Consider the following 20001-nt stretch of genomic DNA (forward strand, 5'->3'; position numbering starts at 1 on the left):
ATAAAGAGAGGCTTTAAGAGACTATATCCCCCCCTTGGAAAGGGGGGGTTAGGGGGGGTATTAGATACTTTGGGTAACAAATATGGGTAAGCTTTTTGAGACTTAACGAGAAAAGTCAGTTAGCGAATGTTGTACCAGCCAGCAATGTAAGCCCACCATTAACAGCGCCAATGGCAGCATCAACATTGGGATGATTTCTAAAGTTGTCCAACTTGCAACCCAGCCTGCTCCAGTGGGTATGATCGCTGCGCCCAAACTGGCAGCACTAGTGGCAATGCTAACAGCCGCAGGAACATGGGGATCTGGTAATCGTTGAGGGATTAACCAAATGGTTGCAGGAAAGATGGCTGCCAACCCAAAGCCAATCAACGGTAAGCTAATCCATTGATCTGGCAGTTGCCACCAAGCAAGCAATCCAATGATTACAAGACTGAGCGACATACTGATTGTGCGCACCGCCCCAAGCGATCGCAAGAAATAACCTAAGATGAAACGTCCCAATGTTAATCCCACCCAGTAAGCACTAACGCTGTAACCAGCAATCAGCGTGGGAGTGTGACGAGCGACAGACTGCACAGTGTATGCCCAGTTACCAATGCAGGCTTCAGTGCCAACATAAACCAGCAAAAGCAGCCCAGTTAGTAGTACTATCGGAGTTTGCAGCGCTCTGCCTAGATTTTCTAAGGCAGTTGTCTTTGATGGCAATATCCGTACTGTCATTGGTGTGTAGTTGAAGATGATAACGCCCAGCACGCTCACAATTAATAGGCTGACAATCCCGGCTAATACCCCATAAACTTGCCGCCAGTTCATGCCAACTGCTAACAAAGTAGTAGCGATCGCGGGGCCTGAAAGAGCGCCAATACCATAGAAAGCATGGAGCAAACCAATCAAACTAGCACTGCGGGAATCTTGCACAATGTAGGTGTTAATGCCTGCATCAATCAACCCAATGCCCAATCCCAACGCCGATCCTGCGGCAACCATGAGAAACCAGGAGGGTGAGATGGCATAGATTGTCAGTGCCATCGTCAGCGCACCCGCAGCAATCAACAGCATTCGCGCTAACCCTAGCCGACTACTCACCAGACTGCTGGTAAATGCTGCCAGAATGTAGCCGCTAATTTGACTGAGAAACAGCAGGGTGACGGTTGCGGGAGTCAGGTTATAAGTAGACAGAATCGAGGGCAGAAGAACTCCTAATCCTGCTTCAGCAATGCCAATGGCAATAAAGGCATAGAAAGCGATCGCCGAACCTATCCACAGAGGCGGTAAGGTGCGTTGATAGTCTGTCATTGGCTGGAATGCTCCTGGATCGGAAAATTTGACTGCTGAGATTTACTCTAATTACAAGAAACTTCTGGTTGTGCAAAGTATGAATAATGAAAAATCTTTTTATAACTACCAAATGGCATTATTAGTAATTATCTCAACATTTCATCACTATCTTGCTAAAAAGTTTGCAATGATTTCTCTCAAACCCTTGTAAAAAATGGATTGCAAATTTTCCGAAAAGTTTATTTATCCTTAATCTTTGAATACTTGAGCTGCTAGGAACGCTAATGCTGCTGTACCAGCGATCGCACCCCACTGAAGAAGCGGATTTTTTTCTAGCCAGTCGGAAATGCTAGGTATAACTAAGTGACCATAATCTCCGTTAACTCTGTCGTCTTCAGCAACAGGTTGGTAAAAATTATTTGGTGCATCTTCAGATTTTGGCTCAGAAGAACGTAGTAAATCGAAGCCAACGAGCAGTAACAGTGAATCTACTAATGATGGTGAGATGCGCTGTACCACATCTAATATTTTAGCTACATCCCCAACTAAGTAGTCACGAGTTGGATGTTCGGCTACGTAGAGGATAGCATCAGCTACAAGTTTAGGGTTGTAGTAAGGTGGTATCCCCGAAGGCTTTACGCCTAATTTCGTCAGACCATTATTCCAAAAGGGAGTGTCGATCACCGCAGGTTTCACACTCGTGACGCTGATGGGCCATTTTTCATGTTGCAACTCAAGGCGCATGGCTTCGATAAAGCCCTCGACTCCGTGCTTGGCTGCCGAGTAAGCACTTTGGTAGGGGAGCGATCGCTTCCCTTCCATTGAAGAGACATGAATTAGTGCCCCCCGTCCCTCACGCTTCAAATGGGGTAGGGCTGCCATTGCACCATACACTTGTCCCATAAGATCGACATCAATGATATGCTTAAACTCTTCTGGTGTTATGTTGTCGAAAGTGGCAAAGATGCCGATCGCAGAGACGTGTACCCATGTATCGAGTCGCCCGTACACTTCCACAGTTTTATCTGCGATCGCTTTAACTTGGTCAAATACTTCCACATCAGCTACGTAAAAAGTTGCCTCACCGCCAAAGCCGCGAATCTCCTCCACTAAAGACTTTAGCTTCGACTCACTCCGAGCCGAGACTACGACTTTTGCGCCGCCTCTAGCAAACTCAAGAGCTGTGACACGTCCGATTCCACTGGAGGCTCCGACGACAGAAACGACTTGCTGATTGATTGGCTTTAATTGCATAAGTGTTACGTTTTAAAATAAATTAGGGATTGGGAATTGGCTTCGAGAATGTTAAAGACTTTAGCTTCAATAGGTAATTCAGGCGCTTTGTTAGTATCAGTTGTTATTAAAAATATTTCTTAATAACTCTTATAGTACATATATATATTAATTATTATTACGGTTGCATTTCTCTGTCTATTGGGGAATCTGAAAGCGCCACAGGAAGTAGATTTCAGGGGGCAGAGGGGCAGGGGGCAGGAGGCAGGGAGCAGGGAGCAGGGGGCAGGGAGCAGGGGGCAGGGAGCAGGGGGCAGGGAGCAGGGGGCAGGGGGCAGGGGGCAGGGAGCAGGAGGCAGGGAGCAGGGAGCAGGGAGCAGGGAGCAGAAGTTCTAAAGGGAGACTGGGAGGGAGAGGTCTGTCGAACTCACGTTAACCAAAATTATTCAGCAGACCCCTAATCTAAAACCCCTATACTTTAGATGTACAGGGGTTATTTCAGCTGGCGCGGAATGCTTGAAGGAAAAGGTTAACTTGTATTTCATCCAATTAAAAACTTAAAAATAGCCATAGACAAAGCTGTACTTATTCAGGATAATATACCCCGGTTAATGTTTGCAATTGTGAACTAACAGCACTTATGTAAGTTCGATCATTTAAAACTTGTGCTGGTAATTTTTTAGCCTTGATCGCAGCTTTGACTAAATCTTTTGCAGTAATATTTCCGCGCTGACCTTGAGAAATCAAAACTCCTCCGCTAGGAACTCCTTGCTGTTTGAAAGCACCTTGGTAAGCAAGATTAACAAGATTAAACGGCTGAATATAGCTGACATTGGTAGAATTACTGCCTAATGCATCAGGATTAACTGCTGTATTTATTGATCTGGCTGTTTGAGCGCTAGCAATGCCAGATGTGAAGGCAAGAGAGGCAATGATAACTGTAGAATTTATCAATGTTGTTAATTTCATCAGGTACTCCTTAAGTAGAGTGAAGTGCAATTAATAGTTTCTACTAATAGATTCCTCTTATTTATAGAAATTAACCTCATACAATTGACTCACCCAAACGGTTGAATTGCCTTTCATCCAAATGGGTGACTTGTTGCTGCCTTCTCGTTTTGGCATATTGGTAACAGTAACCACATCTCACAACTCAACGATGAAACTGTCTCGGAGATGAAAGTCAGCCTCCGCGCCTCGATGAGTTAACGCCCAGTAAGTCACCTCACCATCTCTGTGTTTGATAACGGTAGTAATGCTAATTTCGATGGCTTGGTTTGCCGAGACGATTTTATCTAAATCGACATCTAACGCAAGTACCAAAGCATCGGTTTGATTCTGAACACTAAATGGTAGCTTTTTAAAGGCAGTTTCCTCTTGCATCCCTTGACGATATCCATCAAAGCGATAGACATTCCAGTGTCCGGCGGGGGAGAGGTTAAATTCCCAATATCGTGCAGAATCTTTAATGCCAAGAAAAAACTCGAAGCAGGTATCTTCCCAAAGTTTATGCTTGCGTGATGGTGCATTTGATGTTGGAGCAATTGCAATTTCTTTTAAGTCACCTCCAAGGTTGTAGCAAATAGTAAGTTGATTAACATTTCGGGAGATATTGCCTGTAATTTTCAAATGAGGAAAAGACTCGGTGGAAGAAAAGGATTGCAGGGAAAATGTCTGCTTGTTCATTTCATATCTTGGATAATTTTGCGAATCTGCGTTTCTTGAGATTCAATACTTTCGGTAAGCTTAAACTGAACGATCGCTCTTGCTAAGTTATGTTCTGGGTGCTTAACTTTAAAGTAGACATTCCCGGCTAAATAATCAGCAAAAAATCTCAGTCCTAGTTCAAAAGTAATTAGACGAATGGCATCATAGATATATGCATAATCATTCTCGGTCAGAAATGCCTTAGCCACAGCAAGATAACCTTGGAGGATTTCTTGACACAAATCGGTATCGAAATAAATACTTTCCCAATTCTCGGTTTCTTCGCCAGCAGGATTGCAACCCGATCGCAGACAATCGCCAATATCGTAATGTACTAAACCGGGTTTCACGGTGTCTAGGTCGATGACGCTAACGGCTTGCTGGGTAACAACGTCAAACATCACGTTATTAATTTTTGGATCGCCGTGCATCAGACGCAGGGGTAGCTTGCCTTCAGCTTTAGCATTTTCTAGAATATGTGCAAAGGCTTGGCGATCGCTAACAAACTGTAAGCAATAATTAACTTCCGAAGATTTAGGCGCACTAGTTTTCGGCAAAACTTCCTCGTAATGCTGGAGATAAAACGGTGTAATATGAAACCCTTCCAAGGTGTCAGCAAGTTTTTCTGCTGGCAAATCGCTGATTAGATTGTGGAACATCCCCAAGGCATAACCGATTTCTTTGGCGTGGGAGCGATCGCCCATACTATCAAAGGACTGGGAGCCTGGAATAAAGCTGATTGCCCGCCAAAATGAGCCATCTGCATCCCTCCAGTGGTCTTGAGCGTTTTTGGTCAACAGTACGCGTGGCACTTCCCAGCGACGATTCAGGGGTGTATCCTGCAACCTTTTTTGAACGTGTTCAGTTAAGGTACGCATATTCTGCATAATCAGTTGTGGCTGACGAAACACCTGTGTGTTAATGCGTTGCAGGACAAAATGTTGTTCCTTTGAGGAATCGAGAGTTGCTAAAAAGGTGTCATTTATATTACCACTGCCAAATGCTTTCACGCCTGTAACCTTCCCCAGTGGGGCGAATTGGTTAGCGATCGCCTCTAGATTTCGGGTATCCTGTGTATTGAATTGTTCTATCATCTGTTTCATCTCTACTACTCCTCACGTACATTGCACGAAAGCAATAGGGGATATCGTAGCGCAAGTGTCAAGATAATTTGTAATTCGTAATTCGTAATTCGTAATTCGTAATTGATTAACGAGATGTCAATTATGAATTTTTAAAAGTACTAGAGCAATTCTGAATCCATTCGTGAAAAACAAGCTCCCCAACTTTTCAAATAAGTCGGGGAGTTGCAGATTGCAATTCTCGTCAATCCCGTGTTAATTCAACAGTTAGGAAATCTCATCGCTATCAACCCACTCATCATAAGATGAGTCATAACCAGCGTAGTGAAGATAGTATTGCTGGCCTTGGATTTGCTGAATCGTTGCGGAATACCAAGCCTCTTGGTCATCATCCCAACATTTTACCTTTTGACCTACTGCATATCCATTTTCATCAGTGGAGCGAAGATCGCGAGTCCGAATGTCATCTTCGCCTACCCACTCGTCATAAGATGAACCGTAACCAAGGTAATGAATAAAGAACTGGTCATCTTGGATTTTCTCAATTGTTCCCTGATACCAATCTTCCTCATCATCATCCCAGACTTCTACAGTTTTGCTGACTTCATACTGATTCCGATCTGATTTATCTGATTTAACGGCAGATGAAACATCTTGAATCGGCTTTTGTTCTTCTTGTTTGATTTCCTCTTTTACTAGAGTGTATGCTTGCAAAATCAAACTGCGAGCGACCGTTTGAATTCCTGTATGCTCGTAGTAATTGGTAGTTTGATCTAGGAATGCTGCAACTAAATCTAAATTATCATCAGCAATCTGAATAAAATTACCCAAATTACTAGAAATTGATTGCGGGGTTATGCCCGTCTTGGATACTAAATTATTCATCCAGCCTTGCACAGAGTTGAAACCCTGGCTGATAAAACCAACTTTATCAGAAGGATTATTGCCTGGAAGAAAGTTATTAACGGCTAAGAAAACCGGATTTTGAGTTATTGCACTAGCATCAGTACCACTAATAACTCCGTGAATTTTGCTGAGAAAGTCAGGGCCCAAGGGCAGAATTCCATCTAGACAAACTAAAGCTACCATCCGCATTAGGGATGCATTTTGATAGTTGTTAGTTAGGGAATTAGCAAACTCTTGAGGATTTGGTTGAGGAATGCCGTTTAGTTTGCAAAAGGCAATGATTTCGACGGCGATTTTCAATACCAAGTCAATGGATTGAGTGACATCGGCTTTGGGAGTAACTTTGCCTAAAAAAGAGAGAAAGCCGATTTTTTCACTAACTTTATTCGCTAAAGCCGCCGCCGCCATCGCTGTGTCTGCCTTATCAATTGTTTGATAAAGTTTGATGGCAAACTGGTAGCCTTGTTGAGGATCTATGTATAAACTAGCAGCGCGATCGCGGATTTTCTGAATTACCTTAGCATCGGTAACTCCTGTAATGGCGCGAATATTATTGTCAAACCCCGTCAAATTGCTCCATTCACCTGGAGCTACATAATCAAGAGCCTTTAAAACTTTGACAGTAATATTGTCAGTCGGTAACTCGTCAACCAACTGAATAATCGATTTATCCATCAGCCGATCCTCAAAACTCCAGATATCGTTACAATACGGTTCAGAGCAGCCTACATCTAGCGTTGGCCAATTACTGAAACGTATTTATAGAGTTCCCCAACCCGATCAAAAAATAACGATGTTAGTAACAGACGCTACACCTCAAGATATTGCATAGGCGATCGAGCCGGTAGTCGCTACAGGGAAGACGGTAGTCGCTACAGGGAAGCCGGAAGTCACTACAGGGAAGGCGGTAGTCACTACAGGGAAGACGGTAGTCGCTACAGGGAAGACGGTAGTCGTTACAGGGAAGGCGGTAGTCGCTACAGGGAAGCCGGTAGTCGCTATAGGGAAGACGGTAGTCGCTACAGGGAAGAATATTTTTATCTTTGCTCAGTAATATGTTGTTATTTAACAGAGCATTAAAAATACCCCACCCTAGCCCTCCCCTTGCAAAGGGGAGGGAACTAGATTTTCGGCTTCCCCTTGAAAGATTATTGCAAATATTGTTTGGCATAAACTTGCAAAGGGGAGGGAACTAGATTTTCGGCTTCCCCTTGAAAGATTATTGCAAATATTGTTTGGCATAAACTTGCAAAGGGGAGAGAACTAGATTTCCGGCTTCCCCCCTTTGCAAGGGGGGATTGAGGGGGGTAATTTCAACTTTGCTAGGAGGAGGGAATTGTATTCCTAGTTTCTCCCCTTTGCAATGAGAGATTAAGGGAGGTAATTTGGAATTACCAAAAATCAAGATGTTATGACAGAGCTTTATAACAAAACCTCAGAGAAAGAAAAAAGACGATCGCTCCGTAATAATATGCCATCTGCTGAAAAGATTGTGTGGGAAAGGTTGAAAAATCGGCAAATTGATGGTTGCAAATTTCGTAGACAGTACAGTATTGATGTATTTGTTGTAGATTTTTATTGTCCTGAATTAAAACTTGCTATAGAAATTGATGGTGATAGCCATTTTCAAGAAGGAGCGCAGGTTTATGATTATGAACGACAATGTTTTCTTGAATCTAAAGGCACTTGTTTTTTGAGGTTTACAAATCAACAGGTTTATCAAGAGTTGGAAGGTGCGATCGCAATGATTGCACAAACGGTTTGTCAATTGCGGAAAAATACCCCACCCTAACCCTCCCCGTATGTATTGGGGAGGGAACTAGATTTCTTTTTTCCCCCCAATGCATCGGGGGGACTAAGGGGGGTAATTTGACTTATGTGTACACCTTAGCCAATGCATCGGAGGGTAATTTAATTGCAGTAGCACTAGTTGGACGAATTACCATCCCATCTCAAATCAAATCAAATAAGTAATTTTGATTGGTGATGTGTGCGATCGCTTTCCTCCAATCTACTCACAGTCTATAAACTGTAGCATTCGGCTAATCTCTGTTCACTTGCAAGGTGAGTAATTTATACTGAATAGGCTCTAACAATACAGCAAACGCTTAAGTAATCTATGATCGCACTGGAAGGGTATAAAGTCCTGACAGAACTGCACGCAAGCCCTAATTCTCAGGTTTATCAGGGATATCGAGAGTTAGATCGACAACCAGTAGTACTGAAAGTTCTGTGGCAAGAATACCCATCCCCAGAAGCGATCGCTCGGTTTAAACTTGAATACGATCTCACGCGCCGCGCTCAAGCGCCGGGAATTATCCAAGCTTATGACTTGAAAAAGTATCAAAACACCTTAGTCTTAGTTTTAGAGGATTTTGGGGGACAACCTCTGCGTGAGTTACTCAATCAATCGCCTCTACCGCTAGAGAATTTTTTGCAATTGGCTATACAAGTAGCGGCAGCTTTAGAAGAAATTCATCAGCAACAAATTATTCATAAAGACATTAATCCTGCCAATATTCTTCTCAATCCCACGACTCAACAAACGAAAATAATTGACTTTGGCATTGCTACTTTGCTGTCGCGGGAAAATCCCACGTTGCGAAATCTGAATGTTTTAGAAGGGACTCTCGCTTATATTTCTCCCGAACAAACAGGACGAATGAATCGCTCGATTGATTATCGCACCGATTTTTACTCTTTGGGAGTCACTTTCTACGAACTGTTGACACAGCATTTACCTTTTATTAGCGACGATCCTGTGGAACTGGTTCACAGTCATATTGCCAAACAACCGATTCCGCCCGATCGCATCAATCCTCAAATTCCGCCAGCGCTTTCGCAAATTGTAATGAAGTTGCTGGAAAAGACTGCCGAAACGCGTTATCAAAGTGCTTTTGGATTACAGGCAGATTTAGAGCAATGCCTAAAGATGTTGCACGCTACAGGGCAAATTTCCTTATTTAAACTAGGACAGCAAGATAACTCCAGTAGATTTCAAATTCCTCAAAAACTCTACGGACGCGAGGCGGAAGTGGCAAATTTGCTGGCAGCTTTTGAGCGAGCTAGTCACGGTGAAAGCGAAGTGATGCTGATTGCAGGTTATTCTGGAATTGGCAAATCAGCCTTGGTTCAAGAAATTTATAAACCGATTACCCAACAACGGGGATATTTTATCTCTGGGAAGTTTGACCAGTTCCAACGCAACATTCCCTACAGTTCTTTAATTCAAGCCTTTCAAGCTTTAATTCGCCAACTCTTAACTACAAGTGAAGCAGAAATTACTATTTGGCGCAAAAAATTATTAAATGCTCTTGGTGTCAATGGTCAAGTAATTATCGAAGTGATTGCAGAGGTGGAACTGATTATTGGTCAGCAGCCACCTGTTGTAGAACTATCGCCCAAGGAAGCGCAAACTCGGTTTAATTTAGTCTTGCAAAACTTCATTAAGGTCTTTACCCAAAAGGAACATCCTTTAGTGATGTTCTTGGATGACCTGCAATGGGCGGATAGTGCATCACTCCAGTTGATTCAGTTGTTAATTAGTCAAGCAGACAGTCGATATCTGTTGCTGATTGGTGCTTATCGCGATAATGAAGTCAATAAAAGCCATCCCCTGCGGACAACGATCGCATCCTTAGAACAAGCAGGGGTGGCTATTCAGGAACTCACCTTAACGCCTTTAGCATTGCCCGAAATTCAACAACTCCTGAGCGATACCTTCAACAATGCCGATTTAGCAGAAATTACTCCTTTAGCAGAACTGCTTCAGCAGAAGACTAATGGCAATCCCTTCTTCATGAATGAATTTCTGAAGTCGCTGTATGCAGAAGAATTACTCCAGTTTAATTTCACTCAGCGACAATGGCAGTGGCAATTGGCAAAAATCCAAGCAGCCCAGATTACCGATAACGTCGTTGAGTTGATGGCGCTGAAAATTCAAAAGCTGCCAGTAGCCACCCAGGAAGCATTAAAATTAGCAGCTTGTATTGGCAATTCTTTTGATTTGCATACTTTGGCGATCGCTAGCTCCAAATCCCTTGCAGATGTAGCCGCCCAACTCTGGGAAGCCGTGCAAACCGGACTCATTTTACCACAAGGCAATAACTACCAACTCTTGCAAGTTGCCGACCTAGAAGTAACAGCGTTGACAAATTTGGATGTAGTCTACAAATTCCTGCACGATCGCGTCCAGCAAGCAGCTTATTCACTGATTTCTACTGACCAAAAACAGGCAGTACACTTGCAGATTGGGCAACTGTTATTACAAGGCATTACTCCCCAAAAGCAAGAAGAAAAAATTTTTGACATTGTTAACCAACTGAATTTCGGCATCAACCTGATTACAGACCCTCAACAGCGCCAAAAACTAGCTCAGTTGAACTTAACAGCAGGTAACAAAGCCAAAGCCTCAGCCGCCTATCAGCCAGCCTTAGATTATCTGACAATGGGGATTAACAGTCTAGCAGCTAGTTGTTGGCGGCAGCAGTATCAGCTAGCTTTGGCATTGCACACCGCCGCCGCCGAAGCTGCTTATCTGGGTGGGGACTTTGAGTGCATGGATGCACTCACAGATAAAGTGCTGGAAAAGACCCGCAGCACAGTCGATCAGGTGCAGGTTTATGCCATTAAAATTCAAGCTGCGATCGCCCGCGATCGACTCTTAGCTGCTTCTCAACTCGGTCTGCAAGTTCTGCAACTGTTGGGCATTCCCTTAGCTAGCAACCCCGGTCAACCGCAAATTATGCTGGGATTGTTAAAAACTAAACTTGCTTTGGCAGGTAAGCAGGTAGACACCTTAGTTGACTTACCAAAACTCACCCATCCCAGAAAATTAGCGGCAATTCGCATCCTGGCAAGTATTGCCTCCGCAACCTACCTAGCAGCCCCGAATGTTTTTCCCTTGACGGTCTTTAAACAGGTGGAAATATCCGCCAAATACGGCAATGCGGCGGAATCAGCTTTTGCCTACGCTACTTATGGCTTGATTCTCTGTGGCGTTGTTGGGGATTTGCAAGGGGGATATAAATTTGGTGAATTAGCCTTGCAAGTACTAGACCGCTTCAATGCCAAGCACCTGCAAGCGAGAACTTTATTTGTAGTTAATTCCTTTGTTCGCCATTGGCAAGAACCACTCCAAAATACTATTCCTTCACTGCAAGCAGGATTTCAAATTGGGCGCGATACGGGTGATACCGAATACGCTGCCTTTTGTGCCAATACATCCTCTATGCATTGCTATTTTACTGGTCAAAATCTGGCTGAATTAGATGAATGTTTAGCTATCTACGCAGATGCAATTCAACTGTTTAAGAAAAAACCGATATTTGTTCTCATTCAACTTTATCGCCAAGTAGTTGCTAATTTACAGGGAAAAAATGCTAATCCCTGTCAGTTGATGGGTGAATTTTATGATGCAACGGCGATGTTAGCCCAGCATATCGAGAGTAACTATCGCACAGCTATTTTTTATATTTATACTAATCAATTAACGCTGAATTATTGGTTTGAAGATTATGCTACAGCCGTTAAGAATGCTGATTTAGCAATTCCTTATTTAGATGCGGTTGTGGCTTTATATATTGTCGGATGGTTCCACTTTTATGACTCTTTAGGGCGACTAGCTTTAGCTTCTGTTGTCAGTGCAGCAGAACGTCAAAAGTTACTTCAGCGAGTAGCTGCAAACCGGAAAAAATTGCAAGTCTGGGCAAAATTTTCTCCTGTCAACTATAGCCATAAATTAGCGCTGGTAGAAGCAGAATGGCATCGGGTGCATGGAGAATCTAGTCAGGCGATCGCTTGTTACGATCGCGCCATTGCCTTAGCCCAATCAAACCAATATTTTAATGAAGCGGCTCTCGCCAATGAATTAACTGCCAAATTTTACCTCGCCCAGAACAAATCCAAGATTGCCCAAGTATATCTGCAAGAAGCCCGCTATCTTTATTTGCAGTGGGGAGCGATCGCCAAGGTAAAAGATTTAGAAGCCAAGTATCCCCAAATCTTAACGCGCATTCTCGAAAAAGCTGTTAACTCAACTTTATCAACCACTACTTCTAGCCCGACAGGTTTCACAAGTACCAGCCGCTCCGAATCATTGGATTTGGTGACAGTCATCAAAGCTTCTCAAACCCTATCCGAAGAAATTCAGCTAGATAAACTTTTATCTAACTTAATGCGGATTTTAATAGAAAATGCCGGGGCGCAACGGGGATTTTTGCTGTTGTCAACCAAAGGCAAGTTTTTGATTGAAGCTCAGGGAACCGTTGGTGAGAATACGATTCAGGTATTGGAATCACTCAGTATTGAAGATAACCAAATTCTTTCGACTGCGATCGTTAACTATGTCATTCGCACTAAAATTAATGTAGTCCTAAACGATGCCATCAACGAAGCAGTGGGAATTGGGGAATTTATTAAAGACCCTTACATTCGCCAATACCAACCGCGATCGATTCTGTGTACTGCTTTAATTAACCAAGGAAAGTTAGCAGGAATTGTCTATTTAGAAAATAACTTGACAACCGGAGCATTTACCCCAGATCGCTTGGAATTGCTCAATCTGCTTTCAGCACAAGCAGCTATTTCCATTGAAAATGCCCGTTTGTATACCGATTTAGCCGCACTCAACAAAGCTTATGAGCGCTTTGTCCCTCGCCAATTTTTGCAATTTCTCAACAAGCAAAGCATTATAGATGTGCAATTAGGCGATCAGGTGCAGCGAGAAATGTCAGTCTTATTTACCGACATTCGCGCCTTCACCACTCTTTCAGAAAGCATGACTCCCGCCGAAAATTTCCGATTTATCAACTCCTATCTCAGCCGCATGGAGCCGATCATTCTGGAAAACAATGGCTTTATCGACAAATATATTGGTGATGCGATCATGGCCTTGTTTGCCGGAGATGCCGATGATGCCGTACAGGCGGGAATTGCCATGTTGCAGACATTAATAACCTACAACGAAAAGCGCCAAACCAAGGGCTACTCACCAATTCAAATTGGCATTGGGATTAATACTGGTTCGCTCATTTTAGGGACAGTCGGCGGGTTGAATCGCATGGATAGCACAGTGATTAGTGATGCGGTTAATCTCGCAGCGCGAATCGAAGGATTGACCAAAACATTCAACGCCCCACTTTTAATTACCGACCAAACTTTTGAACGGTTACAAAATCGCGATCGCTATGGTATTCGTGTAGTTGGTCAGGTAAAGGTGAAGGGTAAAACGAATGCTGTGACTGTTCATGAAGTGTTTGCAGCCGATCCCGCAAAAGTTAGTGCAGGTAAAACAGCGACTTTGGAGATATTTGCGTCAGCATTAGCGTGTTACGAACAACAACAATTTGCCGCAGCAGCCGGGTATTTTCAAGATTGTTTGCAGCAAAACCCGTGGGATCAAGTCGCGCAGATGTATCTTGAGCGCTGTCAGTCAGGAAAAGAAATAGCATCAATTTTTACTGACGCAGTTAAATTTTAAGGTATTTACATACTGAGTGCTGATTAAATTAAGAATTACCCCCCTTAATCCCCCCTTGTAAAGGGGGGAAACCGGAAATCTAGTTCCCTCCCCTTTGCAAGTACTTACATACTCGTCTATTCAAGAAAGACGGCTAGGGGAAACCGGAAATCTAGTTCCCTCCCCTTTGCAAGGGGAGGGTTAGGGTGGGGTAAAACTGTTATTTATCAGCTATTTCAGACTTGTGTATACACGGTAGCCCGTTGTAAGCGGTCTTTCAACTCAGCACTCTTCATAGTTGGATTCAAAAATCCTGAAAAAGCTGATGTTTGGACATTTGAGAGCAAAAACTCAACTTTTAAATTAAAACCTAGTGTTATACCTGAGGCAAAACACCAAATTAGAGTGCAATACCAGGGTATCAATTAATGAATCCTAAAATTACCGAACCCCGATTTCCAGAGGCAGCAATGACTGCCAGCCGTCAGGAAATATCGAATTTACCGATGAATGTCATCTATGGAGATGTACCGGCAGATTTATCAGGACATACGTTTATTATTGCGCCTGTAGGTAGTGTTGCCTCTGGGGGCTTACCCAATCCAAATGCAACCCACATTTTTAACGGTGATGGGATGATTTACCGCTTTGACTGGCAAGGTGGACAGGTGACTGTCAAAACGAAACTGGCACGTACACCTTGCTATTATGCAGATCGGGCAACTTTTAACAATCTTGCCTATCGCTCTCATCAATTTCGCGATCGCGGGTTGTTGCGCTTCTCCCCTTCCTTGGGCTTGCGAGATGAGGTGGATATTGCCTTTCTCGCCTTTAATACGGCTAAAGACAGCCAAGAGCGATTAATGATTACTTATGACGCTGGTCGTCCCTACGAAATTGATACCAATAGCTTAGAAGTTGTTACCCCAGTGGGAGGTAATACTGAGTGGAAATCGTTTCTACCTTTGCCCTATCCTTTCCCGCCTGTGTTGAGTACGTCTCACCCAGCCTTTGATGGTTATACCAACGAAGTTTTCTTAGTTAACTATGGGCGATCGCTGAGTAATTTTCTTGAAAGTGCGCGTTTCATTTATGACCTCGAACAACTGCCCCAAGAACTACAGCAATTGCTAAGTGCGATCGCTAAACTTTTAGAGAACAATCCTTTGCAGATTCCCTTGGGAATGTTCTCGAAGTTTTCTCAAAGTTTCTCGCAACTATTGATTGGCTGGATTGAGAAATTGTTAGGAACTGCTATGCCAGATTTTGTTCATCTGATGCGATGGGATGGTGTCGGTAAACTCCAGCAGTGGGAGTTGATACTGCCGGATGGTTCCCCGGTGCGAATTGAACAAAGCATCCATCAGTTGGCAGTTACCAAAGATTACGTGGTGGTAATGGACACCTCCTTGAAGATTGGCCCAGAACAAATCCTCAATAACCCAGTTCCCGATAGTTTGGAAACTGAGCGCTTACTGCGACGATTGTTGACGCGATCGCAGCAGCCCAATTCCCCCATTTACATCGTGCGTCGGGCTGACTTGAAGCCAGATGTGACTACTGTGGTAGTCCGCCCAGCTGTAATTCCTTTAGAAACAGTGCATTTTTTGACCGATTACGAAAACCCTGACGGTCAAATCACAATGCATACAGCCCATCTCTGCGCCACAGATATTGCCGAATGGGTTCGCAAGTATGATATCTCAAAATTTGACGCTCCCAAATCTGCGCCTCTGTGGTTGGGAGGAATGTTATCTAATGGGCAAATGGATGTGGGTCGTTTGGGTCGCTATCAAATAGATGGCGAGACAGGTCAGATTCGAGATGCCAAAGTAATTTACGATACCCGCCGTCATTGGGGTATAGGGTTCTATGCTTGTCAAGAAAAGCTGGCCTCTGGATTGCCTCCTCAACGAATTGATAATATTTATTGGCAATCTCTCGGTTTTTGGCCAGAACTGCTGACTGAGTTTATTTACAACTTGTACGAAGACTATCCCTATCGGGCTGTCCCACTAAAAGAATTACTGGAACGACAAGAAGCATTCCACAATCGCCCTTCTTCTTTGTTTCGGGTCGATACAATCAAAATGGAGGTAGCAGATTTTTATGATGCGCCCCCCGGTTATTTCATCAGTTCGCCCCAGTTTGTACCGAGATTGAACAGCAATGGCAGTTCTACAGATGGCTATATTGTCTGTACGGTATTTGGGGGAAATAACAACGAAATTTGGATCTTCCAAGCCGATCGATTAGAGGCTGGCCCTATATGCAAATTGAGCCATCCCCAACTGGATTTTGGCTTCACAATGCACACTGCTTGGTTATCTGCGATCGCACCTCGCACTGCTAGTTACGATATCCCCGTGCGACAGGATTATGAATCGTTACTTAAGCAGCCAGCCATTCGGCAATTATTCACAGAAGCAGTTTATCCGCATTTTCAGTAGAAGACATTGCGATCGCAAAATTCTCATCAGCGCACATTACTACTAAAAAATCAACAGTGTATGGCTAAAATTTCTAAAGATGCACGAATTTGTATTGTTGGGGCGGGAGCAGCCGGATTATCTACGGCTTACTTTTTGAAAAAGCAAGGCTACCGCAACGTACTTGTCTTAGAAAAAGCTGGACGGGTAGGGGGATTGTGTTATTCTATTACCTACAATTCCCGTTCCTTTGATTTGGGAGCAAATTATCTCACCCCTGCCTACAAAGAAGTCCTAAAAATCGCTGAAGAAGTCGGCGCTCAACTTTACAGTGAAGGCCCAGGGCAAGTCTACAACCCTTTTAAATCTCAACCGGGACAACCTGCCTACACCTCAATTATGAATGCCGTTACCGAGGGAACCGATCGAGTAACGTTTTTGGCAGCCGTTGGGCGCTTTTGCTGGGAGCGTCTTTGCTTAGAGCCAATTATTTCCGTTCCTGGGTTTGCCGGTATCAGTCAACATCCCGAACTGACTCAACCTTTTTCCCAGTGGTTAGCACAGAAAGATTTGTCATGTCTAGCAACTTTGTTTGAAATTCCGATTACCGCGATGGGCTATGGCTATTTAAACGAAATCCCCACCGTCTATGCTTTAAAATACATGACCCTAGAAACCTTTGGGACTTTAGTTACTTACGGTGCAGATATACGCTGCGGTTGGCCTAAACGGTTTATTGATGGTTTCCAACGCTTCTGGGAGCGTGTTGCTTGGGGAATAAATGTGCGCTTGAATATTGACATCAAAGAAATCAAGCGTGGAGCAATTACACGAGTGCGGTTCACCGAGCAAGAGCAGATTCTTGACAAGATTGTTACCCATGAAGAAGTTTTAGAATTTGACTATCTGGTTTTAGCTTGTCCGTTGACGTTGAATGTTCTCAACACTTTTCTCGATTTGTCGCCAGCAGAGAAAGACCTATTTGAGCAGATAATTCTCAATCCCTACAGTTTGATTACTTATCTAATTCCCGAACTGAAAATGCCAACCCCAGTAACTAATGTCATTCCCTTAAATGCAGTGGGGAATCCCTGGTTTATCGCTCAACAGTTTGCTGACAATGACCTGATTGCCTTTTACACTCGCTTAGATCGTGAGGGAAAAATCACTAAAACAGATGTTCTCCAAGGGATTCAAAAGACATTAGAGAATTTGGGAGTGCAGGTAGATGATGATTACTACACCTACGATAAGTGGCCTTACTTTCCTCACGTTACTTCAGAGGCCATGCAAGCGGGATTTTACGATCGCTTAGAAGCCCTGCAAGGTCAACGCAAGACCTTTTACGTGGGAGGCTTATTGAATTTTGAATTGATAGAAACAATTGTCGAGTATTCAAAAAGTTTAGTCGAGAAGAACTTTTAGCCCAGAAAAGATCCAAGAATAATCCAATGGCGATCGCACCTCAGACAAAGCCAAATCAGTAATTTTGGTTGATGATGTATGCGATCGCGTTTAATCGTGCCTACTTACGTCGGCAAAACCACGCTTTGACGCACAGCACGCTTGCGCTCGCTTTTCCGAGTACCTCCAGCCATCTGATATTCGTGGCTATTATTACCATATTTATAAGCAATACCACGCAAAATTTTCTCAGAATAGTCTGCTAATTCTTGTTCGTTTTCGACGAGCTGGGTTAGTAAGACATCGATAGTAGAGAGAGTGGTATTGTATGCTTCTAGAGATTGCCGCACCCTTTCGATTTTCTCATTATAATCTTTGACTGTTAACCCCTCTCCGACATCGAGAGTTTGACTAATAGATTTAACGCTTGCTAGACGTAGTTCAGCTTTGCCAAGAGTACGTGAATTGCGTTTTCGCCTTCCCATAATTAATACTCATTTTCTCAATTTCTCATAACTCTATAGTGGACATTTGTTGAAGAGGTTGCCATACGTGGAATTGTTGATTTTTCTGAAAAAGCCTAAAATTTGTTTGCTTTATACCAATTCGTAATTACGAATTTTGAATTACCAATTGCGAATTGGTTTAACATCAAAGCGGAAGCTGCTACAGCTTGCGCAAAACACGGAAACGTTAAAGCAGAAGTTGCTACAGCTTGCGCAAAACGCGGAAACGTTAAAGCAGAAGTTGCTACAGCTTGCGCGAAACACGGAAACGTTAAAGCAGAAGTTGCTACAGCTTGCGCGAAACGCGGAAACGTTAAAGCAGAAGTTGCTGCAAGCAAAGCGGAAGCTGCTACAACATAAAACTATTGTTCCCTGAGCGACTTGTACTGAGCGTAGTCGAAGTAAGTCGAAGGGAGCAATAGTTTTATCTTAGTGAGAGTTTTTGTGTATTTAAATCTTTTATACCCGATCTGCTCCCTGAGCGGCTTGTCCTGAGCGTTCGCGTAGCGTCTCGTAGAGAAGCCGAAGGGATCTGAAGGAAATCAAAGGGAGCGTTTTTGTGTCAGGGAGGGTTCTTGTGATGGTTGAGCGAAGCAATGCACTGCACCGTCTTTCGACAAGTTCCCTTCGACTTCGCTACCTCGGCTCCGCTCGGCACAAGTCAGGGAACGCCTTCGACTTCGCTACCTCGGCTCCGCTCGGCACAAGTCAGGGAACGCCTTTATTGAAGGGAACTTGTCAAATTGTCTAAGTGTCAAAGCTAGCCAACCTACTGTAATGAGTTTCATTTTGGCATTCGGCTAACTTATGCAACAAATTTGTATTTCCTGAAATTAGAGCTTGCTTCTTTTTTCGACTCCAACCTTGCACTTGTTTCTCACGTTCAAAAGCATCCACCACAGACTCATAATACTCGCAAAAAACTAGCTTCACAGGCAACCGTTTTGCCGTGTGGTTTGCGCCCTCACCTTGTTGATGTTGCCACAGCCGCCGCTCAAGATCCGTTGTACTACCTGTGTAGTAACTACCATCAGCACATTCAAGAATGTAGATATAAGCCATAAGTTGATTTGCGCGATCGCTTTAGTGTTCCCTGAGCGAAGTCGAAGGGAACACTTCGCTCAGGGAACACTCCCCTGCTGAATTTTTATAATTCTTGTAAAACTTGAACAGTAGCCAATTTTAGGTCAGCAAATACAAGTAATGTAGATATAAGCCATAAGCTAATTTATGCGATCGCTTTCTCGTTATAAAGAACGCTCCCTGAGCCACAAGAACGCTCCCTGAGCGACTTGTACTGAGCGTAGTCGAAGTAAGTCGAAGGGAGCAGCCGCAAATACCAGTGAAGCGATCGCCTATTTTAAAAAGTGTATTGTTTGAGTTTTAGAAGCGATCGCTTTGAAAGTTTTCCGCAAGTGTAGATCGCAGTATCAGTAATTGATTTCTGGCTGCAAAGCTAATTGCTCTTGGTAGGAATGCCATCGCAGAGAGTGCGATCGCTCACATTGGGATTTGATTGTAAATAAACCCGTAGCCAATCGCAACTGTAGCTCATCAGATCGTTGAAACTACCAGAAATTATTAAATTCTTAAGGTGATTTGGGTACATATTCCAGAGCTTGACAGTATTGTCAGAACTAGCAGAAGCAATGGTTTTGCCATCGGGGCTGAATGCTACACTATTGACCGGATTGCTATGCCCTTTAAGGGTAGTAATTTCTTTACCTGTAGCCGCATTCCAGAGTTTGACGGTATTGTCAGCACTCGCAGAAGCAATGGTCTTGCCATCGGGGCTGAATGCTACACTATTGACCCAATTGCTATGCCCTTTAAGGGTAGTAATTTCTTTACCTGTAGCCGCATTCCAGAGTTTGACGGTATTGTCAGCACTCGCAGAAGCAATGGTCTTGCCATCGGGGCTGAATGCTACACTATTGACCCAATTGCTATGCCCTTTAAGGGTAGTAATTTCTTTACCTGTAGCCGCATTCCAGAGT

At 43.6% G+C, this 20001-nt stretch carries 14 protein-coding genes; 5 read left to right on the forward strand and 9 right to left on the reverse strand.

All coding sequences use genetic code 11. The annotated features are described in order from the left end of the window. Positions 1-102: 102 nt before the first annotated feature. From RMX89_RS10345 to RMX89_RS10370, 6 genes are all read right to left on the reverse strand, one after another. Positions 103-1296: an MFS transporter gene (locus RMX89_RS10345; protein WP_322688869.1), complete on the reverse strand. Its 1194-nt coding sequence runs from the start codon at positions 1294-1296 to the stop codon at positions 103-105. A gap of 231 nt (positions 1297-1527) precedes the next feature. Further along, entirely contained in the window at positions 1528-2532 is a 1005-nt protein-coding gene (locus tag RMX89_RS10350; protein ID WP_322688870.1) for an SDR family oxidoreductase, read from the reverse strand. A 564-nt stretch (positions 2533-3096) separates the two neighbouring features. Beyond that, positions 3097-3480, reverse strand: a complete 384-nt coding sequence (locus tag RMX89_RS10355) for a hypothetical protein (RefSeq protein WP_322683749.1) — start codon at positions 3478-3480, stop codon at positions 3097-3099. A gap of 177 nt (positions 3481-3657) precedes the next feature. Continuing rightward, a complete protein-coding gene (locus tag RMX89_RS10360; RefSeq protein ID WP_322673824.1) occupies positions 3658-4197 on the reverse strand; it encodes a DOMON-like domain-containing protein in 540 nt (179 codons plus the stop codon). Beyond that, a complete protein-coding gene (locus RMX89_RS10365) occupies positions 4194-5312 on the reverse strand; it encodes an aminoglycoside phosphotransferase family protein (RefSeq protein WP_322673832.1) in 1119 nt (372 codons plus the stop codon). Before RMX89_RS10365 ends, RMX89_RS10360 begins: the two co-directional genes overlap by 4 nt. Before the next feature lie 255 nt (positions 5313-5567). Next, complete coding sequence (locus RMX89_RS10370) at positions 5568-6881, reverse strand: Tudor-knot domain-containing protein (protein ID WP_322688871.1); 1314 nt, start codon at positions 6879-6881, stop codon at positions 5568-5570. A gap of 736 nt (positions 6882-7617) precedes the next feature. Here RMX89_RS10370 and RMX89_RS10375 point away from each other — a divergent pair. The 4 genes from RMX89_RS10375 to RMX89_RS10390 all read left to right on the forward strand — a co-directional run bounded on the left by RMX89_RS10375 (position 7618) and on the right by RMX89_RS10390 (position 17519). Beyond that, on the forward strand, positions 7618-7998 hold the full coding sequence (locus RMX89_RS10375; protein WP_322683754.1) for an endonuclease domain-containing protein: 381 nt from the start codon (positions 7618-7620) through the stop codon (positions 7996-7998). A gap of 327 nt (positions 7999-8325) precedes the next feature. Further along, positions 8326-13686 (forward strand): AAA family ATPase, encoded by a 5361-nt coding sequence (locus RMX89_RS10380; RefSeq protein WP_322688872.1) that lies wholly within the window; start codon positions 8326-8328, stop codon positions 13684-13686. Between the two features lie 407 nt (positions 13687-14093). Then, on the forward strand, positions 14094-16115 hold the full coding sequence (locus RMX89_RS10385) for a carotenoid oxygenase family protein (protein WP_322688873.1): 2022 nt from the start codon (positions 14094-14096) through the stop codon (positions 16113-16115). Positions 16116-16175: 60 nt separating this feature from the next. Then, complete coding sequence (locus tag RMX89_RS10390) at positions 16176-17519, forward strand: FAD-dependent oxidoreductase (protein ID WP_322673830.1); 1344 nt, start codon at positions 16176-16178, stop codon at positions 17517-17519. Between the two features lie 104 nt (positions 17520-17623). Here the strand turns inward: RMX89_RS10390 and RMX89_RS10395 are convergent, their stop codons facing one another. Beyond that, positions 17624-17983 (reverse strand): hypothetical protein, encoded by a 360-nt coding sequence (locus RMX89_RS10395; protein WP_322683758.1) that lies wholly within the window; start codon positions 17981-17983, stop codon positions 17624-17626. Between the two features lie 102 nt (positions 17984-18085). On the opposite strand from RMX89_RS10395, the gene RMX89_RS10400 reads away from it, so the two are divergent. After that, positions 18086-18364 (forward strand): hypothetical protein, encoded by a 279-nt coding sequence (locus tag RMX89_RS10400; RefSeq protein ID WP_322688874.1) that lies wholly within the window; start codon positions 18086-18088, stop codon positions 18362-18364. Between the two features lie 387 nt (positions 18365-18751). Here the strand turns inward: RMX89_RS10400 and RMX89_RS10405 are convergent, their stop codons facing one another. Beyond that, the gene (locus RMX89_RS10405) at positions 18752-19066 is read right to left on the reverse strand and encodes a GIY-YIG nuclease family protein (protein WP_322683759.1); all 315 of its coding nucleotides are present in this window, start codon (positions 19064-19066) and stop codon (positions 18752-18754) included. Positions 19067-19460: 394 nt separating this feature from the next. Further along, positions 19461-20001, reverse strand: a 541-nt coding sequence (locus RMX89_RS10410; protein ID WP_322688875.1) for a WD40 repeat domain-containing protein, incomplete at its 5' end; no start/stop codon positions are given.

The organism is Nostoc sp. DedSLP04 (genome assembly GCF_034530775.1).
GTDB lineage: Bacteria > Cyanobacteriota > Cyanobacteriia > Cyanobacteriales > Nostocaceae > Nostoc.